This is a genomic window from Flavobacterium sp. N2270 (assembly GCF_025947225.1).
Lineage (GTDB): Bacteria > Bacteroidota > Bacteroidia > Flavobacteriales > Flavobacteriaceae > Flavobacterium.
This window is the reverse complement of the sequence record NZ_CP110005.1, coordinates 919,879-941,937: the sequence shown is the minus strand read 5'-3', so window position 1 is coordinate 941,937 and position 22,059 is coordinate 919,879. Positions and strand designations below refer to the sequence as shown.

At 30.4% G+C, this 22,059-nt stretch carries 20 protein-coding genes; 8 read left to right on the top strand and 12 right to left on the bottom strand.

The features are described from left to right. Nucleotides 1–59: 59 nt before the first annotated feature. A complete protein-coding gene (gene rpoN, locus OLM55_RS04320; RefSeq protein WP_264560191.1) occupies nt 60–1,523 on the top strand; it encodes an RNA polymerase factor sigma-54 in 1,464 nt (487 codons plus the stop codon). Nucleotide 1,524: 1 nt separating this feature from the next. Further along, on the top strand, nt 1,525–2,148 hold the full coding sequence (locus OLM55_RS04315) for a hypothetical protein (protein WP_264560190.1): 624 nt from the start codon (nt 1,525–1,527) through the stop codon (nt 2,146–2,148). On the opposite strand, the gene OLM55_RS04310 is transcribed toward OLM55_RS04315, so the two are convergent. From OLM55_RS04310 to OLM55_RS04275, 8 genes are all read right to left on the bottom strand, one after another. Next, nucleotides 2,143–2,823, bottom strand: a complete 681-nt coding sequence (locus tag OLM55_RS04310) for a porin family protein (RefSeq protein ID WP_264560189.1) — start codon at nt 2,821–2,823, stop codon at nt 2,143–2,145. The genes OLM55_RS04315 and OLM55_RS04310 overlap by 6 nt on opposite strands. Before the next feature lie 73 nt (nt 2,824–2,896). Next, nucleotides 2,897–3,370: an ExbD/TolR family protein gene (locus tag OLM55_RS04305; protein ID WP_264560188.1), complete on the bottom strand. Its 474-nt coding sequence runs from the start codon at nt 3,368–3,370 to the stop codon at nt 2,897–2,899. 18 nt (nt 3,371–3,388) lie between these two features. Continuing rightward, the gene (locus OLM55_RS04300) at nt 3,389–4,003 is read right to left on the bottom strand and encodes an ExbD/TolR family protein (RefSeq protein WP_264560187.1); all 615 of its coding nucleotides are present in this window, start codon (nt 4,001–4,003) and stop codon (nt 3,389–3,391) included. Nucleotides 4,004–4,005: 2 nt separating this feature from the next. Beyond that, nucleotides 4,006–4,425: a hypothetical protein gene (locus tag OLM55_RS04295; RefSeq protein WP_264560186.1), complete on the bottom strand. Its 420-nt coding sequence runs from the start codon at nt 4,423–4,425 to the stop codon at nt 4,006–4,008. A 25-nt stretch (nt 4,426–4,450) separates the two neighbouring features. Beyond that, complete coding sequence (locus OLM55_RS04290; protein WP_264560185.1) at nt 4,451–5,242, bottom strand: MotA/TolQ/ExbB proton channel family protein; 792 nt, start codon at nt 5,240–5,242, stop codon at nt 4,451–4,453. A gap of 245 nt (nt 5,243–5,487) precedes the next feature. Continuing rightward, the gene (locus tag OLM55_RS04285; protein WP_264560184.1) at nt 5,488–6,519 is read right to left on the bottom strand and encodes an asparaginase; all 1,032 of its coding nucleotides are present in this window, start codon (nt 6,517–6,519) and stop codon (nt 5,488–5,490) included. Beyond that, nucleotides 6,506–7,645, bottom strand: a complete 1,140-nt coding sequence (locus tag OLM55_RS04280) for a 1-acyl-sn-glycerol-3-phosphate acyltransferase (RefSeq protein WP_264560183.1) — start codon at nt 7,643–7,645, stop codon at nt 6,506–6,508. Before OLM55_RS04280 ends, OLM55_RS04285 begins: the two co-directional genes overlap by 14 nt. 65 nt (nt 7,646–7,710) lie before the next feature. Then, nucleotides 7,711–8,490, bottom strand: a complete 780-nt coding sequence (locus tag OLM55_RS04275; RefSeq protein ID WP_264560182.1) for a TatD family hydrolase — start codon at nt 8,488–8,490, stop codon at nt 7,711–7,713. A 72-nt stretch (nt 8,491–8,562) separates the two neighbouring features. On the opposite strand from OLM55_RS04275, the gene OLM55_RS04270 reads away from it, so the two are divergent. After that, on the top strand, nt 8,563–9,000 hold the full coding sequence (locus tag OLM55_RS04270) for a retropepsin-like aspartic protease (RefSeq protein WP_264560181.1): 438 nt from the start codon (nt 8,563–8,565) through the stop codon (nt 8,998–9,000). 212 nt (nt 9,001–9,212) lie between these two features. On the opposite strand, the gene odhB is transcribed toward OLM55_RS04270, so the two are convergent. Further along, nucleotides 9,213–10,427, bottom strand: coding sequence for a 2-oxoglutarate dehydrogenase complex dihydrolipoyllysine-residue succinyltransferase (odhB, locus tag OLM55_RS04265; RefSeq protein ID WP_264560180.1), 1,215 nt, complete (start codon nt 10,425–10,427; stop codon nt 9,213–9,215). 63 nt (nt 10,428–10,490) lie between these two features. Next, entirely contained in the window at nt 10,491–13,262 is a 2,772-nt protein-coding gene (locus OLM55_RS04260) for a 2-oxoglutarate dehydrogenase E1 component (protein WP_264560179.1), read from the bottom strand. A gap of 113 nt (nt 13,263–13,375) precedes the next feature. Between OLM55_RS04260 and OLM55_RS04255 the strand changes: the two genes are divergently transcribed. Beyond that, complete coding sequence (locus tag OLM55_RS04255) at nt 13,376–13,921, top strand: hypothetical protein (protein WP_264560178.1); 546 nt, start codon at nt 13,376–13,378, stop codon at nt 13,919–13,921. On the opposite strand, the gene OLM55_RS04250 is transcribed toward OLM55_RS04255, so the two are convergent. Both OLM55_RS04250 and OLM55_RS04245 read right to left on the bottom strand, forming a co-directional pair. Beyond that, nucleotides 13,905–14,255 carry a hypothetical protein gene (locus OLM55_RS04250; protein WP_264560177.1) on the bottom strand — a complete coding sequence of 117 codons (351 nt, stop codon included), beginning with the start codon at nt 14,253–14,255 and terminating at the stop codon, nt 13,905–13,907. The two genes, OLM55_RS04255 and OLM55_RS04250, sit on opposite strands and share 17 nt — an antisense overlap. Further along, nucleotides 14,248–15,222 carry a polyprenyl synthetase family protein gene (locus OLM55_RS04245; RefSeq protein WP_264560176.1) on the bottom strand — a complete coding sequence of 325 codons (975 nt, stop codon included), beginning with the start codon at nt 15,220–15,222 and terminating at the stop codon, nt 14,248–14,250. Before OLM55_RS04245 ends, OLM55_RS04250 begins: the two co-directional genes overlap by 8 nt. A 177-nt stretch (nt 15,223–15,399) precedes the next feature. On the opposite strand from OLM55_RS04245, the gene OLM55_RS04240 reads away from it, so the two are divergent. Genes OLM55_RS04240 through OLM55_RS04225 form a run of 4 tightly spaced genes read left to right on the top strand, consistent with a single transcriptional unit; the run spans nt 15,400 to nt 22,020 of the window. After that, a complete protein-coding gene (locus tag OLM55_RS04240) occupies nt 15,400–16,002 on the top strand; it encodes a TetR/AcrR family transcriptional regulator (RefSeq protein ID WP_264560175.1) in 603 nt (200 codons plus the stop codon). Nucleotides 16,003–16,005: 3 nt separating this feature from the next. Continuing rightward, nucleotides 16,006–17,349, top strand: coding sequence for a TolC family protein (locus OLM55_RS04235; RefSeq protein WP_264560174.1), 1,344 nt, complete (start codon nt 16,006–16,008; stop codon nt 17,347–17,349). Between the two features lie 16 nt (nt 17,350–17,365). After that, entirely contained in the window at nt 17,366–18,532 is a 1,167-nt protein-coding gene (locus OLM55_RS04230) for an efflux RND transporter periplasmic adaptor subunit (protein WP_319800103.1), read from the top strand. An 8-nt stretch (nt 18,533–18,540) separates the two neighbouring features. Next, nucleotides 18,541–22,020 (top strand): efflux RND transporter permease subunit, encoded by a 3,480-nt coding sequence (locus OLM55_RS04225; protein WP_264560173.1) that lies wholly within the window; start codon nt 18,541–18,543, stop codon nt 22,018–22,020. The last annotated feature ends 39 nt before the right edge of the window (nt 22,021–22,059 follow it).

Here is a 22,059-nt window from a genome sequence, read left to right as displayed (position 1 = left end):
TTGGTTATTTGTTCTTAACTTTACAAATAACCAAATTAACAAATACACAAATAAAATTAATGTTAAAGCATAGTTTACAATTCAAATTATCACAAAAACTATCTCCTCAGCAAATTCAGTTGATGAAGTTAATTCAATTGCCTACACAAGCTTTTGAACAACGTCTTCAAGAAGAATTAGTTGAAAACCCTGCATTAGAAAACGGTAAAGAGGAAACTTCTGAACTAGACGATTATAATGATACTGATGATTATAATAATGATGATTATGACAACGAAAGAATTGACACTGAAGACATTAACATTGACGAATATTTAAGTAACGACGAAACTCCCGATTATAAATATCAATCTAATAATTACAGTGATGATGACGAAGAAAAATCAATGCCTCATGCTGCGGTTATCAGTTTTCATCAAGACCTGCTTAATCAATTAAATACTTTTATTTTAAATGATGAAGAACGAGTTATAGCTGAATTTTTAGTAGGAAGCATTGATGACATGGGCTACATTAGAAGAACCATTCAAGATATTGTAGATGATTTAGCTTTCACTCAAGGCGTTTATTCAGACAATGAAACAGTAGAGCGTATTTTACTAATTGTACAAGAACTTGAACCTGCCGGTGTGGGCGCAAGAGATTTACAAGAATGTTTATTATTACAATTAAAACACAAAACTCCTTCAGAAGCAGTTGAATTAGCTATTGACATTATTGAGAATCAATTTGACGCATTTACCAAAAAGCATTATGAAAAATTGATTCAGAAATATGATATTTCTAAAGAACAGTTAAGAAAGGGAATTGAAGAAATTGAAAAACTAAACCCAAAACCAGGAGGTGCTTTTGACAGCAATTTAAAACCAATTGAGCACGTTATTCCAGATTTTACAATAAGAATAGTTGAGGATGAACTTGAACTACTTTTAAACGGAAGAAACGCGCCAGAACTTCACATTTCAAAAGATTATCAAGAAATGCTAAGAAGTTATAAAGACACTAGCGAAAAAAGTAATTCTCAAAAAGATGCAGTTCAGTTTATCAAACAAAAATTAGATGCTGCAAAATGGTTTATAGACGCTATTAAACAACGTCAAGAAACCTTATATGTTACCATGAATGCAATTATGCATTATCAAATGGAATATTTTTTAGAAGGAGATGAAACTAAGTTAAAACCAATGATTTTAAAAGACATTGCTGATTTAGTAGGTTTAGATATTTCTACAGTTTCTAGAGTTGCGAATAGTAAATATGTAGATACTCCTTACGGAACAAAACTGATTAAAGAGTTTTTTAGCGAAGCAATGAAAAACGATCAAGGTGAAGATGTTTCTACAATCGAAATAAAAAATATCCTTCAAAAAATAATTGAAACAGAGGACAAAAGAAAACCTTTCCCAGACGATAAACTTGCTGAAGAATTAAAAGAAAAAGGATATCCTATTGCCAGAAGAACTATTGCAAAATATAGAGAGCAATTAGATATTCCGGTGGCTCGTTTACGAAAAAAAATATAGTATGTCAGCTTTAAAGAAAGTACTTCCGTTATTTTCATACATATATCATCCAATATTTATTTCAATTTATGGAACACTATTTTATTTTTTAGTTTCTCCTAGTTATGAATATATTCCACTAAACAAGGTTTATTTAATATTAATACAAGTTGCAATACTAACATTATTACTTCCGCTATCACTTTATTTTTTATTTGTTTCTATAGGTGTAATTTCATCATTTACTGAAGCTAATTTAAAAGAAAGACGAATACCTATAACTATTCAGGCGTTACTGCTGTTTTTTTTATTAAATTTTAGTGTTTCATTAGATGAATTACCTGAGTTATATTACTTTTTCCTTGGTGGGTTTTTAAGTAGTGTATTGGCATTAATTTCTGTATTATTGAAATTTAAAGCAAGTCTTCATATGATTGGAATTAGTTCATTAGCGACTTTTATTTACAGTTTAGCAACATTATACGAATTACCATTAGTCAATAGCGTTGCTTTATCTATTATATGCATTGGATTAGTTGCTTCCTCAAGATTATACATGAAATCACATACTAATTTGGAATTATTAGTAGGCTTGATAATAGGAATAATTTCTCAGGTAGGTTTGTGGTATTTTTGGTTATTATAGTATATAAAAGATAAAACCAATATTAAAATTATTTAATTTTAAATCTTCACCGTTTGATAATTTAGTGTCTTTAAAAAGAGAATTCAATCCGTAATAAGCATAGAAGTTAATGGTATTATAACCCCAGCTTAGGTAAGGTCCATATTGAATTTTATTTAAATCCTTATTATTTCTGATTAAATCATCACTTCCGTTAATCGTATAAACAGATTTGCTAGCAAATAAATAACTTACCTTAAAACCTGTATATATACGCCAAAATTTATGCGAATTGACAGTAGAATTTCGCCATCTTATTTCTAATGGAACTTCTAAATAATGTAAAACTAATTTGTTTTTACTGTAATTACTGTTAACATTATACTGTATATCTGTACTATTTTCTTCAATAATTAAATTATGCTTTATATTATTATAAGAGTAGCCAAAACCAGTCCCAAAAGCCCAGTGTCTATTTTTAGAAATTGGGAAATCTCTAATAAAACCAATAGACAAACCGGTAGAAAAAGAATATTGATTATAACCTGAAGGTTTATTTTGTACTAAATTATAATTTAAAGAAGCATAAAACTGATCTTCCCTATATAGAGAATCAGGAACTTTATTTACAGCAACATCTTGTGCAAAAATGAAACTACAAATTAAAAATGTCGATAAAGTAAAAAAAGGTTTCATTAATATTTTTTTATAAAAATAATAAAAAAAGGTACGCAAATGCGTACCTTTTTAAAATATACTTAATAAGTGACTACTCTACAGGGTTTCCTTGAGCAGTAGTATAATTCACTTTTAATTGATCTACTTTTCTTAATTCTTGCTTGATGTCTTGAACCAATCCCATCTTAACATTCTTGTCAATTTTTAGAGATGCAGTTAAATATTTTTCATCTTCTGAATTACGAGATGCTCTTTCATTAATAACAAAATTTCTAACTTCTGAAACCGGTGCTATTTTATCTGCCATTTGAACACGATCAGAAGCACCTAAAGTGTTTCTATATCGTTCACTTGGTTTACCAGCATAAATATACATTACATATTGTTTTTTATGCAACTTTGCAGTTTGGTTAGCCTTTGGCAACTTGTTTTCAATCTTTAAGTCGCTATCTTTCATTGTTGTAGCAGTCATAAAGAAGAACAATAGCATAAATACAATATCCGGTAAAGATGCTGTAGAAATTGCAGGAATTCCTCCTGATTTTTTCTTTTTAAACTTAGACATGTTTCTAAAATTTAAAGGTTAAAAGTTCTTTTTTGGTTCTGCTTCAGAAAGTCTCATAGGAAACATATCTTGAATCAACTTTACTTTAGGCTCTAAATCTTCGATTAAACCTTCGGTTGCTTTTGAAGCAGGATCATTGTAAATATATTCCATTTCAGAAAAAGACATGTTGTATCTTCTTTTACATTCTCTATCTCTTAAGAAAGTATAAGCTGCAACTAATTCGTTTTGAACAGCGATATAAGTTCCATAAGATGTTAAACCATCATTTGATAAAGATATAACAGCTTTGTCTGGATGGTCAGAAGAATTTGGATTCTTTTTCCCTGTGAAACAGTAATTACAATTACCTTCACCATTGTTTTCTAAGAAATCAATGGCAGTTTGTCTCAATTCTTTAATATCAATTACCTTTTCATTAACTAACAATTGATTGTCTTTGTTAACTAATACAGGTAAAATATTTCTTTCATTTATTGGAGGTACTGGAGGGTTCTCTTCATACCTAGGCAAAAGTCGATTGATTCCCTGATCTACTCCAATGGTAGTAGTAACCAAAAAGAAGATCAAAAGCAGGAAAGCAATATCTGCCATAGAACCGGCATTTACCTCTGGTGCTTCTCTTTTTGCCATAATTATTTTTTAAATTTATTAAGTCCTGTCCAAACCATTGTTCCAATAGAAACAAAAGCTAAAATATAAAACATCCATAGACCAGTACTTACTAATTTAGAAGTCATTCCTGTAACAACTTCATCTCCAACTTTTACATCAGATCCATCAGCTAATATAAAAGAAACAAGAACTACTGCTAAAAACAATCCTACAGAAACCATAGTTTTCTTTAGATTTTCTTTGTTAGAGAACAAGTTTTTAAGTACATATACTAATACTATTGCAACACAAGCTGCTAGCACAAAATATGACATATATATTAGTGGAGAAATCCAACTGTTATTTGCATCATCGTCACCTGCCATAAGTCCTGCTAAGAAAACAATACTTAAAACTGAAATGACAATAGCTGCTATTTTTGTTAACTTATGTAAGTTCATAATAGTTACTATTATTTATGAGTTATTATTTTTTGTAATCAGACAATACATCAATTAAGCTAATTGAAGCGTCTTCCATATCATTAACGATAGAATCGATTTTAGCGATAATATAATTATAGAAAATTTGTAAAATAATAGCAACAATAAGTCCAAATACAGTAGTTAATAAGGCAACTTTAATACCTCCAGCAACTAATGATGGCTCCATAGAACCTGCAGATTGAATTTGGTCAAATGCTTCAATCATACCAATTACTGTTCCCATGAATCCTAACATCGGAGCTAATGCGATAAATAAAGAAATCCAAGAAACGTTTTTCTCTAATTGTCCCATTTGAACACCACCGTAAGCAACAACCGCTTTTTCAGCAGATTCAATACCATGTGAATGTCTATCTAAACCTTGGTAAAAGATAGAAGCTACAGGTCCAGCTGTATTTCTACAAACTTCTTTAGCTGCATCAACACCTCCAGATTTTAACGCATCTTCTACGTCAGAGATTAATTTTTTTGTATTTGTAGTAGAAAGATTTAAATAAATAATTCTTTCAATAGCAATTGCTAATCCTAAAATTAAACAGATTAATACAATTCCCATAAATGCTGGTCCACCTTCAATGAAACGTGTTTTCATTTTTTGTGTAAAAGTTGGTTCTGCAGCAGCTTCTTCTGTAGCTACAGCAGCTGTTTCATCAGCAGCAGTTTCTTGTACTTGTTCTGTTGCTACTTCCTCAGTTTGAGTAGAATCTTGTGCCTGAACATTTCCGAAAGTCATAAGCCCAGTGATTGCTAAAATAGAAAATAATCTTTTCATTGCTTTTGTTCTTAAATTTTAATTAGTTAATTGGGTTAAAGGTATAAAAATATTTATGAAACTTAAAAATAATATTTACAACTAAAAAAATAAAATAAAATAACGCTTTTTATAAATAGCGTTAAACCTTTTCTTGCCTGATTTAAACAAACAAACAATCATTTATTAACTGTAAAAAAATATCTAATTTTTCAAGGTGCTAAATAACATAAAAAAAATGATGTACAAAAGTTAAAACTCTCTTTTTAATGCATTTCTCCTCTTAATGATGTCTCAAAAATAGTTTTAAAGACTGAACTAGAAACATTTTTACCTAATAAATACATTAATTTTGTAATTGCAGCCTCAGTCGTTATGTTAAAGCCCGATATAACACCTATGTTTTTTAGCTTTGTACTGGTCTCATATTGCCCCATTGAAACGGTACCCCCACTACATTGTGTTACATTAATAACGTGAATATTATTATTTATTGCTTTTTGTAATATATCTACAAACCATTTTTCACTTAATGCATTTCCAGAACCATACGTTTCGAGGACAATTCCTTTTATATTTTTAATATTAATTATTGCTTCTAGTGCATTCTTATTAATTCCTGGAAATAATTTTAAAATAAAAACATTGTCGTCTAGCCCTTTATTTACAATTAATTTCTTGTTGTGCTGCTGCTTTATAATAACAGTATCATTTACTCTTAAGTGAACGCCAGATTCAGCTAATTCAGGAAAGTTTGGAGACATAAAAGCATTAAAATGTTCAGCAGATATTTTAGTTGTTCTATTTCCACGATATAATTTGTACTCAAAATACAAACAAACTTCTTGAATTATAGGCTTTCCTTTTTTTTGCAATGAAGCTATTTGAATTGCTGTAATTAAATTTTCTTTTGCATCAGTTCTCAAATCTCCTATGGGTAATTGAGAACCTGTAAAAACAACAGGCTTTCCAAGGTTTTCTAGCATAAAACTTAACGCAGAAGCACTATATGACATAGTATCTGAACCATGAAGCACAACAAATCCATCATAAGAACTGTAATTTTCTTCAATTATAGAAGCAATACTTTGCCAGTGCTCAATATTCATGTTTGATGAATCAATAGGTTCATTAAAAGAAACAGTAGCAACATTACAATCTAAAAGGTTAATTTCTGGTATATTATCCAACAACTCTTTAAAATCAAAAGCTTTTAAAGCTCCAGTTAATGAATCTTTAATCATACCAATTGTTCCGCCGGTATAAATCAATAAAATTGTTGGTTTAACTAATTGCATTTATGTACTTTAACTTATTAACCACCGGATTAGCATACATTGCTAAAAAACCCTCTTTTAAAGTATCATTATCTGAATTTATTCTCAACTCCAAACGTCTTTCAAAAAGTTGTTTTTCTTTTTCAGTATATAAATTAGAAAATGTAGATGAGTTATTTAAAATATCATATGCAATATAATTTGTTGGCCACAATTTATACGATTGCAAAATAGAATCATCAATTAACTGCGCAACTGCTTGAATTTGTTTATTAGTATTATCATTTCCAAATGCTATTTCATCTAGTTCGTTATCCAAAACATCACCTACATGAATATGAATTCTTTTCTTTTGCCCTATTATTCCACTTAACAAAGTAATAAAATCCTCATTTTTATCTTTTATATATACTTCATCTTTAGCTTGAGCTAATAATTGAGGCATTTTTAAAGCATCAGTAGGGTCATATTCATAAGAAATAGAAACGGGTACAATTTTAATTTTCTTAAAATAATCGATACAATTTTTCTCATCAGAAGCCATTGCTAACATTTTCAAAACGCCAGGATGAGTTGCATCATTACCGTCTTTTGTTCTTCCTTCTCGTTGTGCAATCCAAACCGAACGATTTTCTTTTGAAAGTAAATGATACATATATTCTGACATTAATTTAGAACTCTGTAACAACTCTCTGGGAGACAAACCTCTTTGCACTAAAAAATTTCGATTTAACTTAGAAAGTTTTAAAACAAACTCTTTTTTTACCAAGTTATCTCCAATGGCTGAAGCAGTCATAACTAAACCATGATCATATAATGAAACATTCAACAATGAAGTGTCTAAAATTATGTCTCTATGGTTTGAAATAAATAAATAAGAAGTATTAGGTTCTAATTTTTCGAATCCAGATGTAGTTAATCCTTCTGAAGTTGTTTCTAAAACTTTCTTTATTGATTTATAAACGAAGTTAATCTGAAAATCTCTAATTGAATGTGTTCTTTTTAATTGTTCCTTCCAAACTTCATCATCGACATTAGGAAAAGTAAACTGCATCATTGCTTTCATCATAGGATGATTCAACGAAGTACAAAGCGCTTCATTTACTTCAGAATCATAATAGGGACGAATAGTATCGAATTTTAACATATTTAATTTTAAAAAGTCAATCTACAAATGAACAAAAATTTTAGGAAACGAATGCTTTTAAATCGTTAAATTCCGAAAATTTTCTTTGAATTCTCTGTTGTAACGCTAGCAATTTCCTCAATAGCAACATTATATATTGTTGCCAATTTTTCTGCAACTAAAAATGTATATGAACTTTCATTACGTTTTCCTCTATATGGAACTGGCGCCAAATAAGGAGAATCGGTTTCTAAAACAATATTTTGCAAATCAATTTCATTTAAAAACTGATCTATTTTCCCATTCTTAAAAGTTGAAACACCACCAATTCCTAATTTCATTCCTAAAGAAATTGCTCTTTGAGCTTGATCCAAATCACCTGTAAAACAATGAAAAATACCGAACAAATCTTCTGCTTTTTCACTTTCTAAAACTTCAAAAACTTCATCAAAAGCATCTCGACAATGAATATTAATTCCTAAATTATATTTTTTAGCCAATTGAATTTGATGTTGAAAAGCATGTTGCTGTTGCTTTAAAAAAGTTTTATCCCAATACAAATCAATCCCAATTTCTCCAATGGCTTGAAATTTTCGCTTTTCTAATTCTCTTTCAACATGAGCCAATTCTTCTAAATAGTTTTCTTTAACATAGGTTGGATGCAAGCCCATCATAAGAAAAACGTTTTCAGGAAATTGATTTTCTAAATCATACATTTTTTGGGTATATGAAGAATCTATCGAAGGAACGAAAAAGCGAGAAACTCCTTTTTGAATTGCCCGTTCTATCATTTCATTTCTATCTGCATCAAATTCTTCCGAATATAAATGCGTATGTGTATCGGTTAAACCAAGTTTAAAGTCCAAAGTTTAAAGTTTAAAGTTTGTATTATGCAAAAGTAAGAAGATTGATTAAGATTTTTGCTTTACTTTTGATTTATGGAAGACTTACAAGACTTTTTAAAAGGAAAAAAATATAAAAAAATAAAATTTACGGTTTTAAAAACCCAACATTTAATGATTAAAGCTAAATTAAATTCATTTAGCGGAAATTTCATTTTAGATACTGGAGCAAGCAATAGCTGTGTTGGGATTGAAGGAATTGAAAAATTTGAATTATTTGCTGAATTTTCAGAAACAAAAGCAGCTGGTGCTGGAGCAACCGGAATGGAAACTCAAATTTCTAAAAGTAACAAACTTCAGTTAGGCAGATGGAAATACGAAAATCTAAATTTAGTTGTTTTTGATATGAGTCACGTTAACGAAGCGTTGAAAAGTTATAAAACCAAACCCGTAGACGGTATTATTGGCGCAGATATTTTACTTAACGGAAAAGCAATTATTGATTATTACAATCATTATTTATATTTGAAATAATTTTTGGGCAATTACTAAAGCACCACGTTTTCCGTTGTATCTTTTTTATAAAAAAAGGATATCACTTCAACCGTTATTGCAAAGCGAATAAAACAGAAAACCCCAAAATCTTATTTGAATTTGGGGTTTTTGGTTTATCAATCTGAATTTACTTCAGATACTAATCATAATTTGAGATGCTGAAACTAGTTCAGTATAACAAATTCAGTATATTATAGTTCTAATGCTTTCTTAGGATTGTTATCCATTAATAATTCCATTGGATTTTCTAAAGCTTCTTTAACAGCCACTAAGAAACCAACAGACTCACGACCATCAATAATTCTGTGGTCATAAGATAAAGCTACATACATCATTGGATGAATTTCAACTTTACCATCCACTGCAATTGGACGTTCAATAATATTATGCATGCCTAAAATTCCAGATTGTGGAGGATTGATAATTGGTGTAGACAACATACTTCCAAAAACACCACCATTTGTAATAGTAAATGTTCCACCAGTCATATCATCAACAGTAATTTGTCCGTCACGAGCTCTTAAAGCTAAACGCTTAATTTCAGCCTCAACACCTCTAAAGGTTAAGTTTTCTGCATTTCTAACAACAGGAACCATTAAACCTTTTGGTCCAGAAACAGCAATTGAAATATCAGCAAAATCATAAGCTACTTTATAATCACCATCCATCATTGAGTTCACATCTGGATATAATTGTAAAGCTCTTGTAACTGCTTTTGTAAAAAATGACATATATCCTAAACCAACACCATTGTGTTTTGCTTTGAATTCGTCTTTATATTGGTTACGAATGTTATTAATTGGTGTCATGTTAACTTCGTTAAAAGTTGTTAACATAGCTGTTTCGTTTTTAGCAGCCACTAAACGTTCAGCCACTTTTCTACGTAACATTGATAATTTAGTTCTTTCAGAACTACGAGAACCACCTGTAGGAGTTCCCATTGAAGGCACAGCATTTACTGCATCATCTTTAGTGATTCTTCCATCTTTTCCTGTTCCAACAATATCAGAAGGTTGAATGTTTTTTTCGTCTAAAATCTTTCTAGCTGCAGGAGAAGGAGTTTGAGAAGCATATGTTTTTTCTGCTACTGGCGCAGCTTTAGGAGCTTCTACTTTCTTTTCTTCAACTTTAGCTTCCGTTTTTGTAGGTGCATCACCAGCTGGTTTTGCTGCGCTTGTATCAATTAAACAAACAACTGCTCCAACTGCTACTGCATCACCTTCTTCAGCTTTAAGTGTAATAATTCCACTTTCTTCCGCAGGTAATTCTAATGTAGCTTTGTCTGAATCTACCTCAGCAATAGCTTGATCTTTTTCTACATAATCTCCATCTTGAACTAACCAAGTTGCGATTTCTACTTCTGTAATTGATTCACCCGGTGAAGGGACTTTCATTTCTAAAATCATATCTTAATAATTTTAATCTTTTAAGGACTTATCTATTTGTGTTACTACTTTAAAGTAGTTGTTTTATTGAAATAATGTTTTATCAAAAACCATCGCAATAGCATTTTTTTGACGTTTTTTAGAACGTTCATAACTTCCTGCTGCAGGTGCACTGTACGCTTTTGGCGATGCTAAACGCAATTTAACCAAATCAAAATTCATTAACATGAAACCATAAGCACCCATATTTTTTGGTTCTTCTTGTGCCCATACGTAATCATCAACATTTGGATAACTTGCAATAATTTCTTTAATCTGTTCTGTTGCCAATGGAAATATTTGCTCTAAACGAACTACTGCAACATCATTTCTTTCTAATTCTTCTCTTTTTGCAATAATATCATAATATACTTTACCTGTACAGAAAACCAATGATTTTATTGCTTTTTTATCTGTAACATTTGGATCGTCTAGTATTTCTTGGAATTGACCATTTGTTAAATCTTCAATTTTAGAAACCGCTTGTGGATGACGCAATAAACTCTTTGGCGTAAACACAATTAACGGTTTACGGAAAGTTGTTTTCATTTGTCTTCTTAGCAAGTGGAAGAAGTTTGCTGGTGTAGTACAATCAGCAACGAACATATTGTGTTTTGCACACATCTGCAAATAACGTTCCATACGTGCTGATGAATGCTCCGCTCCTTGATTTTCATAACCATGAGGTAATAAGAAAACTAATCCGTTTTGATTGTTCCACTTATCTTCTCCTGCAGAAATGTATTGGTCAATCATAATTTGAGCTCCATTTGAAAAATCCCCAAATTGTGCTTCCCAGATTGTTAATGTATTTGGAGACGCTAATGCATAACCGTATTCAAAACCAACAACTCCGTATTCTGACAAGTGTGAATTGTAGATATAAAAATTTCCTTTTTTATCTTTAATATCGTTAAGCAAAACAACTTCTTCTTCCGAATCTTCCACTTTAACAACAGCGTGACGATGAGAGAATGTTCCTCTTTCTACGTCTTGTCCTGAAATACGAACATCGTATCCTTCTTTTAGAAGTGTACCATAAGCTAGTAATTCACCCATTGCCCAGTCTAAATTATCAGATTCGAAATACATGTTATTTCTATCCTTGATAATTTTTGTGATTTTACTGATGAATTTTTTGCCGGAAGGTAATTCGCAAATTGTTTTTGCAATTTCTGTTAATTCATTTTTATCAAAAGTAGTATCGAATTTTTGCAACATTGTGTCGTCTGATACTTGTTCGAAACCTTTCCAAACATTTTGCATAAAAGGCGTAATAACCGTTAAATCTTTTTTACGAGATTCTTCAAGATTTTCATCTAGTTTTGCTTTATATTTAGCCTCTAACTCCTTTACATAGCCAGCGTCAATAACACCACTTTGTTTTAATTTTTCTGCATAAATATCACGAGGATTTTTATGTTTTGAAATTAACTTATATAATTTAGGTTGAGTAAAACGAGGTTCGTCACCTTCGTTATGACCATATTTTCTATATCCTAATAAATCGATAAATACATCTCCCCCAAATTCCATTCTATAATCTAAGGCAAATAACATGGCATGAACTACAGCTTCTGGGTCATCTGCATTTACGTGTATTACCGGCGATAGTGTTACTTTTGCAATATCCGTACAATAAGTAGATGAACGCGCATCTAAATAATTGGTTGTAAAACCAACCTGATTGTTAATTACCAAGTGAATTGTTCCACCCGTTTTATAACCATCTAATTTTGCCATTTGAATAATTTCATAAACAATACCTTGTCCTGCAATTGCAGCATCACCATGAACGGCAATAGGTAAAACTTTTGAAATATCATTTGGATGATTTCTATCTTGTTTTGCTCTTGCAATACCTTCAATAACAGCACCAACTGTTTCAAGATGCGAAGGATTTGGAGCTAAATTTAAATTTATTTTTTTTCCTGAATCTGTTAACCTATCTGAAGTTAAACCTAAATGATATTTCACATCTCCATCAAAATGCATATCATCATCATAGTCTTTTCCGTCAAATTCTGAGAAAATATTTTGAGTGTTTTTACCAAAAATATTAGCCAAAACATTTAAACGACCACGATGAGCCATTCCCATTACAAATTGCTCCACACCTTTTTCGGCAGCAGCTTCAATTAATGCATCTAAAGCAGGAATTGCAGCTTCACAACCTTCTAACGAGAAACGTTTTTGACCCACATATTTTGCATGAAGAAATGTTTCAAAAGAAACAGCCTCATTTAATTTTCTAAGTATATTTTTCTTTTGATCTTGATTAAAGTTTGGTTGATTATCATTAACATCTAACCTGTTTTTTATCCAATTGATAACCTCTGGTTCACGAATATACATATACTCAATTCCCATAGATTGACAATAAACACTTTCTAAATGTTTAATAATCTCAGCCAAAGTACTTGGTTTCATATTAACCATTTTAGCAGCATCAAAAACAGTATTCAAATCTGCATTTGATAAATCAAAATTTTCTAAGGCTAATGTTGGCGAATATGTTCTTCTGTCTCTAACAGGGTTTGTTTTTGTAAACAAATGACCTCTTGTTCTATAACCATCAATTAGTCGAAGAACGTTGAATTCTTTTTGCGTTTTTTCGGCAACATGATCGCATGAAAAATTACCATCTGTAATTTGTTGAGCTACTTCATCAGAGTTAAAACTAGCCTGTCCAAAGTCAAATCCTTGGAAAAAACTCCTCCAACTTGGCTCTACGCTATCTGGGTTTTGTAAATATTGTTCGTATAAATCGGCAAAGAAAGCCGTATGTGCAGCATTTAAAAAGGAAAACCTATCCATATTTTTGTCTAAATAGACGTTTTGATTAAACAATTGTACAAAAGTAAAACATTTCTGATAATCTTTTAAAGATTTTTGTATTTTTATAACATATATTTTTTAGAAAAGGTTTTATGGAAAAGAATACTTCAATAAATTTAACATTTATACTGTGTTTTATGTTTTTAATATGCAATGTAATTAACATAAATGCGCAAGATTTAAACAAAACTAAAACAAAAAGTGAATTTTGGGAACACGTTCAACTAGGAGGAGGACTTGGACTAGGTTTTGGTAGTGGTTATACAAATATTACTATTGCACCTAGTGCAATTTATAATTTTAACGAAAAAACTGCTTTGGGTTTAGGAACACAATATAGTTATGTTTATCAAAAAGGTTTTTATAAATCTCATATTTACGGAGGAAGTATTATAGGTTTATTTAACCCAATTCAGCAGATTCAACTTTCGGCTGAACTAGAACAACTTAGAGTAAATAATAGTTATGAAACCACAGGCAATGATTTTAAAGATGATTTTTGGAACACTGCATTATTCATAGGCGCTGGTTATAGATCGCAAAGCGTTACAATTGGTTTGCGATATAATGTTTTGCACAAAGACAAAAACAATGTTTATGTAGATGCATTAATGCCTTTTATTAGAATTTATTTCTAAACCACACTTTTTGCCACTCTCTTTTTAAGATTAAAAAAGTTACTTGTTCTGATAACTCTACAACATCAGAACCGTCTAGTTTTTTAATTTGTTCTTCTGAAACATCAATTATATAAAGCAAGTTTAAATATTCTGCAAACTTATTTTGTATGAGTTTGTATATTTTTTCTTGAACACGTTCTTTAAAATGTAAAGGAAAAACATCTAAAGGAATGTCAATTGCTTCATTTGCTAGAGCAAAATCTTTGTTGGTTTGTTCTACTAATTTAAAGTACAAATGTTCTTCTTCGGCTTGCGAAATCAACAAATCAATATTTGCTGGTGCCTTATACATTTCTACTCATAAGTTGTTCTCCAAAAGCTCTTAAAACCGCTTTTTTATCTTCTGAAATTTCAATTTTAGATAGTGTTTCAAATGCTTTTTGTGTATAGTTTAAAATAGCATCTTGTGTTGCTTTACTTGAACCCGATTCATTAAAAATAGTTTTCACCGATAAAATTTTATCACTATTATCTGAAGGCTGAATTGAAAATAAGTGCGACAACATTTCTTTATTTTGTGCTGAAGAAAACTCCATTGCTTTTAAATAAAGATATGTTTTTTTATTTTCAATAATATCACCACCTATTTGTTTACCAAAAGTTTCTGGATCACCAAATGCATCTAAATAATCGTCTTGTAATTGAAAAGCAATACCTAAGTTAATTCCAAATTCATAAATTAAATTAGCGTTTTCTTCCGTAGTTTCTGCCACAATTGCCCCCATTTTCATAGCTGCACCAACCAAAACTGCGGTTTTATATTCAATCATTTTTAAATATTCGGGAATCGTAACATCGTCACGTGTTTCAAAGTCCACATCATATTGTTGTCCCTCACAAACTTCAAGAGCAGTTTTACTAAACAACTTTGCAAGTTTCTGAAAAATTACTGGCTCATAATCTTCAAAATATTGGTAAGCCAAAATAAGCATTGCATCTCCAGAAAGAATCCCTGTATTTAAATTCCATTTTTCATGAACTGTTTCCTTTCCTCTTCTTAACGGAGCATCATCCATTATATCATCATGAATTAAAGAAAAATTATGAAAAACTTCAATTGCAGTAGCAGCATTTATTGCCTTTTTATAATCTACATCAAAAACCTCAGTAGTCATTAGCGTTAAAACCGGGCGCAATCTTTTTCCTCCTAACGATAAAATATAAGTTATTGGTTCGTATAAACCTTTAGGCTCTTTTGGTATTGAAATAGAATTAAAATAGCTAGAAACAATGTCTTGGTATTGAGCAATTGAATGCATAAAAACAAAGATTTAAATATGAAATACAAATTACGTTAAAAAAAAAGGAATACGGAAACATGAGATTAGATATTTGAAATGTTAAAATTTCTTAAAAACTTTGGAAACTATTTTTGTATTAAGAGTTTCCGTCGTAGGTTTGCACCATAATTAAAAACTGAATTAATTCAGAAAAATATGAAAGACCAAATTCTACAAAAAGCAACAGACATGTTTCTTACACTTGGGTTTAAAAGTGTAACGATGGACGATATTGCTTCTGAAATGGGAATTTCTAAAAAGACCATTTATCAACATTATTCTAGTAAAGACGCACTAGTTAAAGCCTCCACAACAAATTTATTTGAAACCATTTCATGTGGAATTGATGAAATTATTTTAAGTAATAAAAATCCTATTGAAGAACTCTTTAGTATTAAGGAATTTGTAATGAAAAATTTAAAAGATGAAAACACATCTCCTATTTATCAATTACAAAAATATTATCCTAAAATACACAAAAGCCTTACTTTAAAACAGTTTGAAAAAATGGGATGTTGTGTTATAGATAATTTACAAAAAGGAATTGATCTAGGACTTTTTAGAAACGAAATTAACAAAGAGCTAATTAGTCGTTTTTATTTTGCCGGAATGACAAGTATTAAAGATGCTGAAATTTTTAATCCTGAAATTTTTAAAAGCAAGGTAGTACAATCAACTTATTTAGAATACCATTTAAGAGCAATATGCACCCCAAAAGGAATTAACAAACTTGAACAATTATTAAAAACAAATAGTTAAAAAATGAAACATAGTATACTAGTTACTTTATTACTGTTTATCAGTTTTTCAAATGCCCAAGAGAAAAATGAAAGTTATTCTTTTACTCTAAACCAAGCAATTGAACATGCATTAAAAAATAATTACGATGCAATAAATGCTGCTAAAGACATAAACGCTGCTAAAGCAAAAAAATGGGAGACAACTGCAATTGGATTGCCACAAATTAATGGAAATGTATCTTATTTAAACAATCTCGATTTCACTGAGCAAGGTATTACTGGCGGCGGTGCTTTTGGCGGAGCATCAGGAAGTGTATCAACAATTACATTTGGAACTAAACATAGTATGGATGCAAGAGCTACTTTATCTCAATTAATATTTGACGGTTCTTATATCGTTGGTTTACAATCTGCAAAAGTATATTTACAAATTTCTAAAAATGCCAAAGAAAAAACCGATTTAGAAGTTCGAGAAATGGTAACCAATGCTTATGGGAACGTTTTATTAGCTAGAGAAAATATATTAATTCTTGAAAAAAATAAAAAATCACTAGAACAAACTCTTTTTGAAACAACTGAAACTTACAAAAACGGATTAGTTGAAGAAGAAAATGTTGAACAACTTCAAATTACATTAAATCAAATAAACAGTACACTTTCTAATGCAACTAAACGAAGTGATATTGCTTTACAATTGTTTAAAATTGCTTTAGGAATTGATATAAAAGAAGAAGTTACTCTTACAGAAAACTTAAACGATATTGCAAAAAACAGTATCAACTTAGCATTATTTAATGAAGATTTTAATGTAAATAATAATCTTGATTATAAAATTAGTCAAAACAACGAAGAATCTAAAAGACTTTTATTAAAGCTAGAAAAATACAGATCACTTCCCACACTTGCAGCTAATTTAAATTATGGTTTAAATTCATTTGCTAATAAATTTGATTTTCTAGAACAAAGTCAACCATGGTATAACTATTCAAATTTTGGAATTAGTTTAAACGTACCAATATTTAGCAGTTTTAGCTTTGGGGCGAAAAAAGAACAAGCAAAAATTGCTTATGAACAAGCTACAACACAACTAAAGCAAACAGAGCAAAATTTAATTCTTCAATACAAAAGCGCTTTCAACGATTATGAATATAGTATTGAACAATTAGCCACTTCAAAAAGTAATTTAAGTTTAGCTGAAAGAATCGAAAAAAAGCAACAAATTAAATTTAAAGAAGGGCTTTCAAGTAGTTTTGAGTTTACAGAAGCACAAAGACAGCTTTATACAACTCAACAAAACTATCTCCAATCTATGATTGACGTGATTAACAAAAAAACAGCATTAGATAAAATTACAAACATTAAATAATTATAAAATAACCATCATGATAAAAAAAATATACATCATCGTTTTTACATCAATTCTTTTACTTTCTTGTGGAGGAGATCAAAAAAACTCAACAGCTTCAGTTATTGAAAAAGGAACATTAGAGCAGTTAAGAGCTAAGAGAACAGAATTAGTACAACAAGCCGATGCATTAAGCAAAGAATTAGCTTTAATTGATGATGCTATTGGTAAAAAAGACGCTAATCATAAATTAGCATTAATTACTATTATTGCCGCTAAAGACACTGTTTTTAATCATTATTTAGAACTGCAAGCAAATGTTCAAACCAAAGAAAATATTGTTTTAAATGCAGAAATGGGCGGAATTCTTCAACAAGTTTATGTAACCGAAGGACAAAGTGTAACTAAGGGGCAAACTTTAGGAAAAATTGATGATGGCGGATTAAGTTCTCAATTAGCACAAATGGAAACTCAAGCTGCTTTAGCCAAAACAACTTATGAAAGACAACAAAATTTATGGAACCAAAAAATCGGCTCTGAAATTCAATTTTTACAAGCAAAAACAACATATAATGCGCAATTAAAAGCTGTTGCTCAAATGAAAGCGCAATTAGCAAAAACAATAATTAGAGCTCCATTTACAGGAACTATTGATGACGTTATCACTGAAAAAGGAAGCGTAGTAGGTCCTGGAACTCCAATTATGAGAATTGTAAGTCTTAACAATATGTATTTAGATGCTGAAGTCCCAGAAAAAAACATTAGTTCGGTGAAAAAGGGATCAGATGTTATAGTAAATTTTCCGGTTTTAGGAGAATCATTAAATACCAAAGTAACTCAAGTTAGCAACTATATTAATCCAGAAAATCGTTCATTTACAATTCAAGTTGCTGTTCCAAATAAAAATGGAAAAATCAAACCTAATTTAACTTCAAAGATTCAAATAAAAGATTACTCTAATCCAAAAGCTATAACAGTTCCTATTAGTATTATTTCAGAAAATGCTGAAGGAGAACAATATTTATATATTGCTGAAAATGTAGATAAAAACGGAAATGCTATTGCTAAAAAAGTAATCGTAAAAACAGGTCAATCTCAAAATAGTTTAGTAGAAATTATAGAAGGTATTAAAGATGGCGATCTAATTATTAACGAAGGTGCTCGTAGTGTAAAGGACGGACAAAAAGTATCGATAATTAAATAATATAAAACATGAGTACTAACAATACAGAAAAAGAGTTTAAATTATCGTCTTGGGCCATCGAAAACAAGATGACCATTTATGTAACGATGATTATGTTCTTATTTTTAGGATTATCTGCATATTACAATATGCCAAGAGAAGATTTTCCCGAAATTAAAGAAACAAAAATATACATCAGCACCGTTTATCCAGGAAATACTGCAGAGGATATTGAGCGCCTTATAATTGATCCATTAGAAGAAGAAGTTAGAAACGTAAGTAACGTTGTTGAAATCTTATCTACTTCGCAAGAAGATTATGGTATTATTACTGTAGAATTTGACGAAAAAATTACTGTTGATGCCGCAAAACAAAAAATTAAAGACAAAATTGATACTAAAACAGGTGGTGAAGATTGGCCAACATTTAATGGGGCTAAAGTAGAACCTAATGTTTTTGACCTTAATATGTCAGAAGAAGTGCCAATTGCAAACATTAATATTCAAGGAGATTATCCTGTTGATAAATTAAAATTATTTGGTGAATATCTTGAAGATAAAATTGAAGCCTTAGACGAAATTAAACAAGTTGACATTCGCGGAGCTCAAGAAAAAGAAGTTGAAATTGCAGTCGATATTTACAAAATGATGGCTTCAAAAGTAAGTTTTGATGATGTTATTAATGCAGTAAGAAACGGAAACGTAACGATGTCTGCAGGAAACCTTATTTCTAACGGACAAAGAAGAACTATTAGAATTTTAGGCGAAGTAGACAATCCTTCTGAACTTGAAAATTTTGTAGTTAAAACACAAGGTGGAGCAATTTACTTAAAAGACATAGCAAAAGTTACTTTTAAAGATGTAGATAAAACCACTTATGCAAGAGAGTTTGGTAAAAGAGTGGTAATGCTAGACGTAAAAAAACGCGCTGGTAAAAATATGATTGAAGCTGCAGATAAAATCAAAACCATAATTAAAGATGCCGAAGAGAATGTTTTTCCAAAAGATTTACAAGTTACCATTGCAAATGATCAATCTTCAAGGACTTTAAACCAGGTTGATGATTTAGTAAATAATATCATTTTTGGTATTATTCTAGTAGTTGGCGTTTTAATGTTTTTCTTAGGATTCAGAAATGCGCTTTTTGTTGGTTTTGCAATTCCAATGTCTATGTTTATGTCGTTTATGATATTAAACGGACTAGGTTACACCATGAACACCATGATTCTTTTCGGGTTAATTATGGGACTTGGAATGCTTGTAGATAATGGAATTGTAGTTGTTGAAAACGTTTACCGCTTAATGGAAGACGAAGGAATGGGCCGAATTGAAGCAGCCAAAAAAGGGATTGGAGAAATTGCCTTACCTATTATTATTTCAACAGCAACTACAGTAGCAGCTTTCGTTCCACTAGGAATGTGGCCAGGAACAATGGGACAATTTATGATTTATTTCCCTATTACTTTATCTGTTGTATTAGGTTCTTCATTATTTGTAGCAATATTTTTCAACTCCGTTTTAGTATCTCAATTAATGGATATTAACGAGAAAATCTTATCTAAAAAATCATTAATTCGTTTAAGTATAATTCTTGGCGGATTAGGAGCTTTTATCTTAATTTTTGGTGGAGCATTTAGAGCTTTAGGTTCTGTAATGATCTTTACAGCAATCATGTTTTGGATTTATAAATACGTTATTAAAGGATGGACAACTTCATTCCAAAATAAGGTTTTAACGAAATGGGAAAATTGGTATGAAAAAAGTTTAAAATTCTTCTTATCAGGAAAAAAACCAATTATCGTTTTTGGTGGAATGATCTTAATGTTTTGGATAGTATTATTTTTATATTTCGGATGGAGCGTAGGTAGTGGAAGAACAAAAGTGGAATTTTTCCCTGACAATACTCCAAATCAAATTATTGTTTATGTGGAATATCCACAAGGAACAGACATTGAAAAAACAAATAAAATTACTGAATCTATTGAAAAACGTGTTTATGCTGTTTTAAACTCTAAAGAATTTATAAATTTAGATAATAACACTAATTATTTAGTAGAAAGTGCAGTAGCACAAGTAGGTGAAGGAGCTGGTAACCCTCAAACAGATGGTGGTTCAACTGCAGAAATGCCACATAAAGGTAAAATTACAGTTTCTATGCGTGAATATAAGTTTAGAAACGGTCTGGATTCGGAAGATTTACGTAAAAAAGTCCAAGAATCTTTAAAAGATATTTATCCTGGTGTTTCTATTTCAGTTGAAAAAGACGCTGTTGGTCCGCCTGCAGGTTATCCTATCAATATTGAAATTAAAGGAGATGATTATGCAGAGTTAATTAATACTGCAGAAAAAATGAAAGATTTCTTAACTACAAAAAACATTCCTGGTGTAGATGAATTAAAAATTGATGTAAACAAAGGAAAACCAGCAATGAAAGTTGTAGTTGATAGAGAAAAAGCAGGAGAAATGGGTGTTTCAGCTGGTCAAGTTGGTAATCAATTGCGTCGTTCTATCTTTGGAGAAAAAGCAGGTGTTTACAAAAAAGACGGAGAAGATTATGATATTTATGTTCGTTTTAACGAAGAAAATAGATACAATAAAAGTGCCATTTTTAACCAAAACATCACTTTTAGAGATATGGCTTCTGGTCAAATTAAGGAAATTCCGGTTTCTACAGTAGCTTCACAACAAAATACTTCTTCGTTTAGTGCTATTAAGCATAAAAACACAAAAAGAGTAGTTGTATTATATTCTGCCTTAGCTCCTGGATTTACAGATGCAGGTGCTGCGGTTGCTCAAATTCAAGCAGAAATGGCTAATTTTGATAAACCAAAAACAGTTGAGTTTGATTATACAGGACAATTAGAAGAACAAGGAAAACAAATGTCCTTCTTAATGGGAGCTTTATTTACAGGGTTATTCTTAATTTTCTTAATCTTAATTTTCCAATTTAATTCGGTTTCAAGACCAGCTATTATTATGGTTGCCGTATTTTTAAGTTTTATAGGTGTATTCTTAGGACTAATGTTAACAGGTTGGCCATTTGTTATTATGATGACTATGATGGGAATTATTTCCTTAGCGGGAATTGTGGTAAATAATGGTGTTGTATTGCTTGATTATACCGATTTATTAATTGCCCGAAGAAAAGAAGAATTGAATCTTCCTAGTGATGCACAATTAGAAAAAGAAGATATTTTTAATGCTATTGTTATTGGAGGTAAAGCTCGTTTAAGACCAGTTTTACTTACAGCAATCACTACAGTATTAGGTTTAATTCCATTAGCAATTGGTTTTAATATTGATTTCTTTAGCTTATTTGCAACTGGAAATCCTCATATTTATATGGGTGGAGACAACGTTATATTTTGGGGACCTTTAGCGTGGACTGTAATCTTCGGATTAATCTTTGCTACTTTCCTAACATTAGTAGTTGTACCTGTATTATTCTACTTAGTTAATATTTTTAAAATATGGTTAAAGAATAAAAAACTAACACCTGTTGAAGAATAAAAATTAAATTGAATCATAAAAAAAGCTCCTAATTAAATT

Coding starts and splice junctions, on each gene's coding strand:
- OLM55_RS04225 (WP_264560173.1), top strand. CDS start 18,541: ATGAGTACTAACAATACAGAAAAAGAGTTTAAATTATCGTCTTGGGCC.
- OLM55_RS04260 (WP_264560179.1), bottom strand. CDS start 13,262: ATGGATAGGTTTTCCTTTTTAAATGCTGCACATACGGCTTTCTTTGCC.
- OLM55_RS04315 (WP_264560190.1), top strand. CDS start 1,525: ATGTCAGCTTTAAAGAAAGTACTTCCGTTATTTTCATACATATATCAT.
- OLM55_RS04300 (WP_264560187.1), bottom strand. CDS start 4,003: ATGGCAAAAAGAGAAGCACCAGAGGTAAATGCCGGTTCTATGGCAGAT.
- OLM55_RS04250 (WP_264560177.1), bottom strand. CDS start 14,255: ATGTATAAGGCACCAGCAAATATTGATTTGTTGATTTCGCAAGCCGAA.
- OLM55_RS04230 (WP_319800103.1), top strand. CDS start 17,366: ATGATAAAAAAAATATACATCATCGTTTTTACATCAATTCTTTTACTT.
- rpoN (WP_264560191.1), top strand. CDS start 60: ATGTTAAAGCATAGTTTACAATTCAAATTATCACAAAAACTATCTCCT.
- OLM55_RS04280 (WP_264560183.1), bottom strand. CDS start 7,645: ATGTTAAAATTCGATACTATTCGTCCCTATTATGATTCTGAAGTAAAT.
- OLM55_RS04235 (WP_264560174.1), top strand. CDS start 16,006: ATGAAACATAGTATACTAGTTACTTTATTACTGTTTATCAGTTTTTCA.
- OLM55_RS04295 (WP_264560186.1), bottom strand. CDS start 4,425: ATGAACTTACATAAGTTAACAAAAATAGCAGCTATTGTCATTTCAGTT.
- OLM55_RS04290 (WP_264560185.1), bottom strand. CDS start 5,242: ATGAAAAGATTATTTTCTATTTTAGCAATCACTGGGCTTATGACTTTC.
- OLM55_RS04240 (WP_264560175.1), top strand. CDS start 15,400: ATGAAAGACCAAATTCTACAAAAAGCAACAGACATGTTTCTTACACTT.
- OLM55_RS04310 (WP_264560189.1), bottom strand. CDS start 2,823: ATGAAACCTTTTTTTACTTTATCGACATTTTTAATTTGTAGTTTCATT.
- odhB (WP_264560180.1), bottom strand. CDS start 10,427: ATGATTTTAGAAATGAAAGTCCCTTCACCGGGTGAATCAATTACAGAA.
- OLM55_RS04305 (WP_264560188.1), bottom strand. CDS start 3,370: ATGTCTAAGTTTAAAAAGAAAAAATCAGGAGGAATTCCTGCAATTTCT.
- OLM55_RS04270 (WP_264560181.1), top strand. CDS start 8,563: ATGGAAGACTTACAAGACTTTTTAAAAGGAAAAAAATATAAAAAAATA.
- OLM55_RS04255 (WP_264560178.1), top strand. CDS start 13,376: ATGGAAAAGAATACTTCAATAAATTTAACATTTATACTGTGTTTTATG.
- OLM55_RS04245 (WP_264560176.1), bottom strand. CDS start 15,222: ATGCATTCAATTGCTCAATACCAAGACATTGTTTCTAGCTATTTTAAT.
- OLM55_RS04285 (WP_264560184.1), bottom strand. CDS start 6,519: ATGCAATTAGTTAAACCAACAATTTTATTGATTTATACCGGCGGAACA.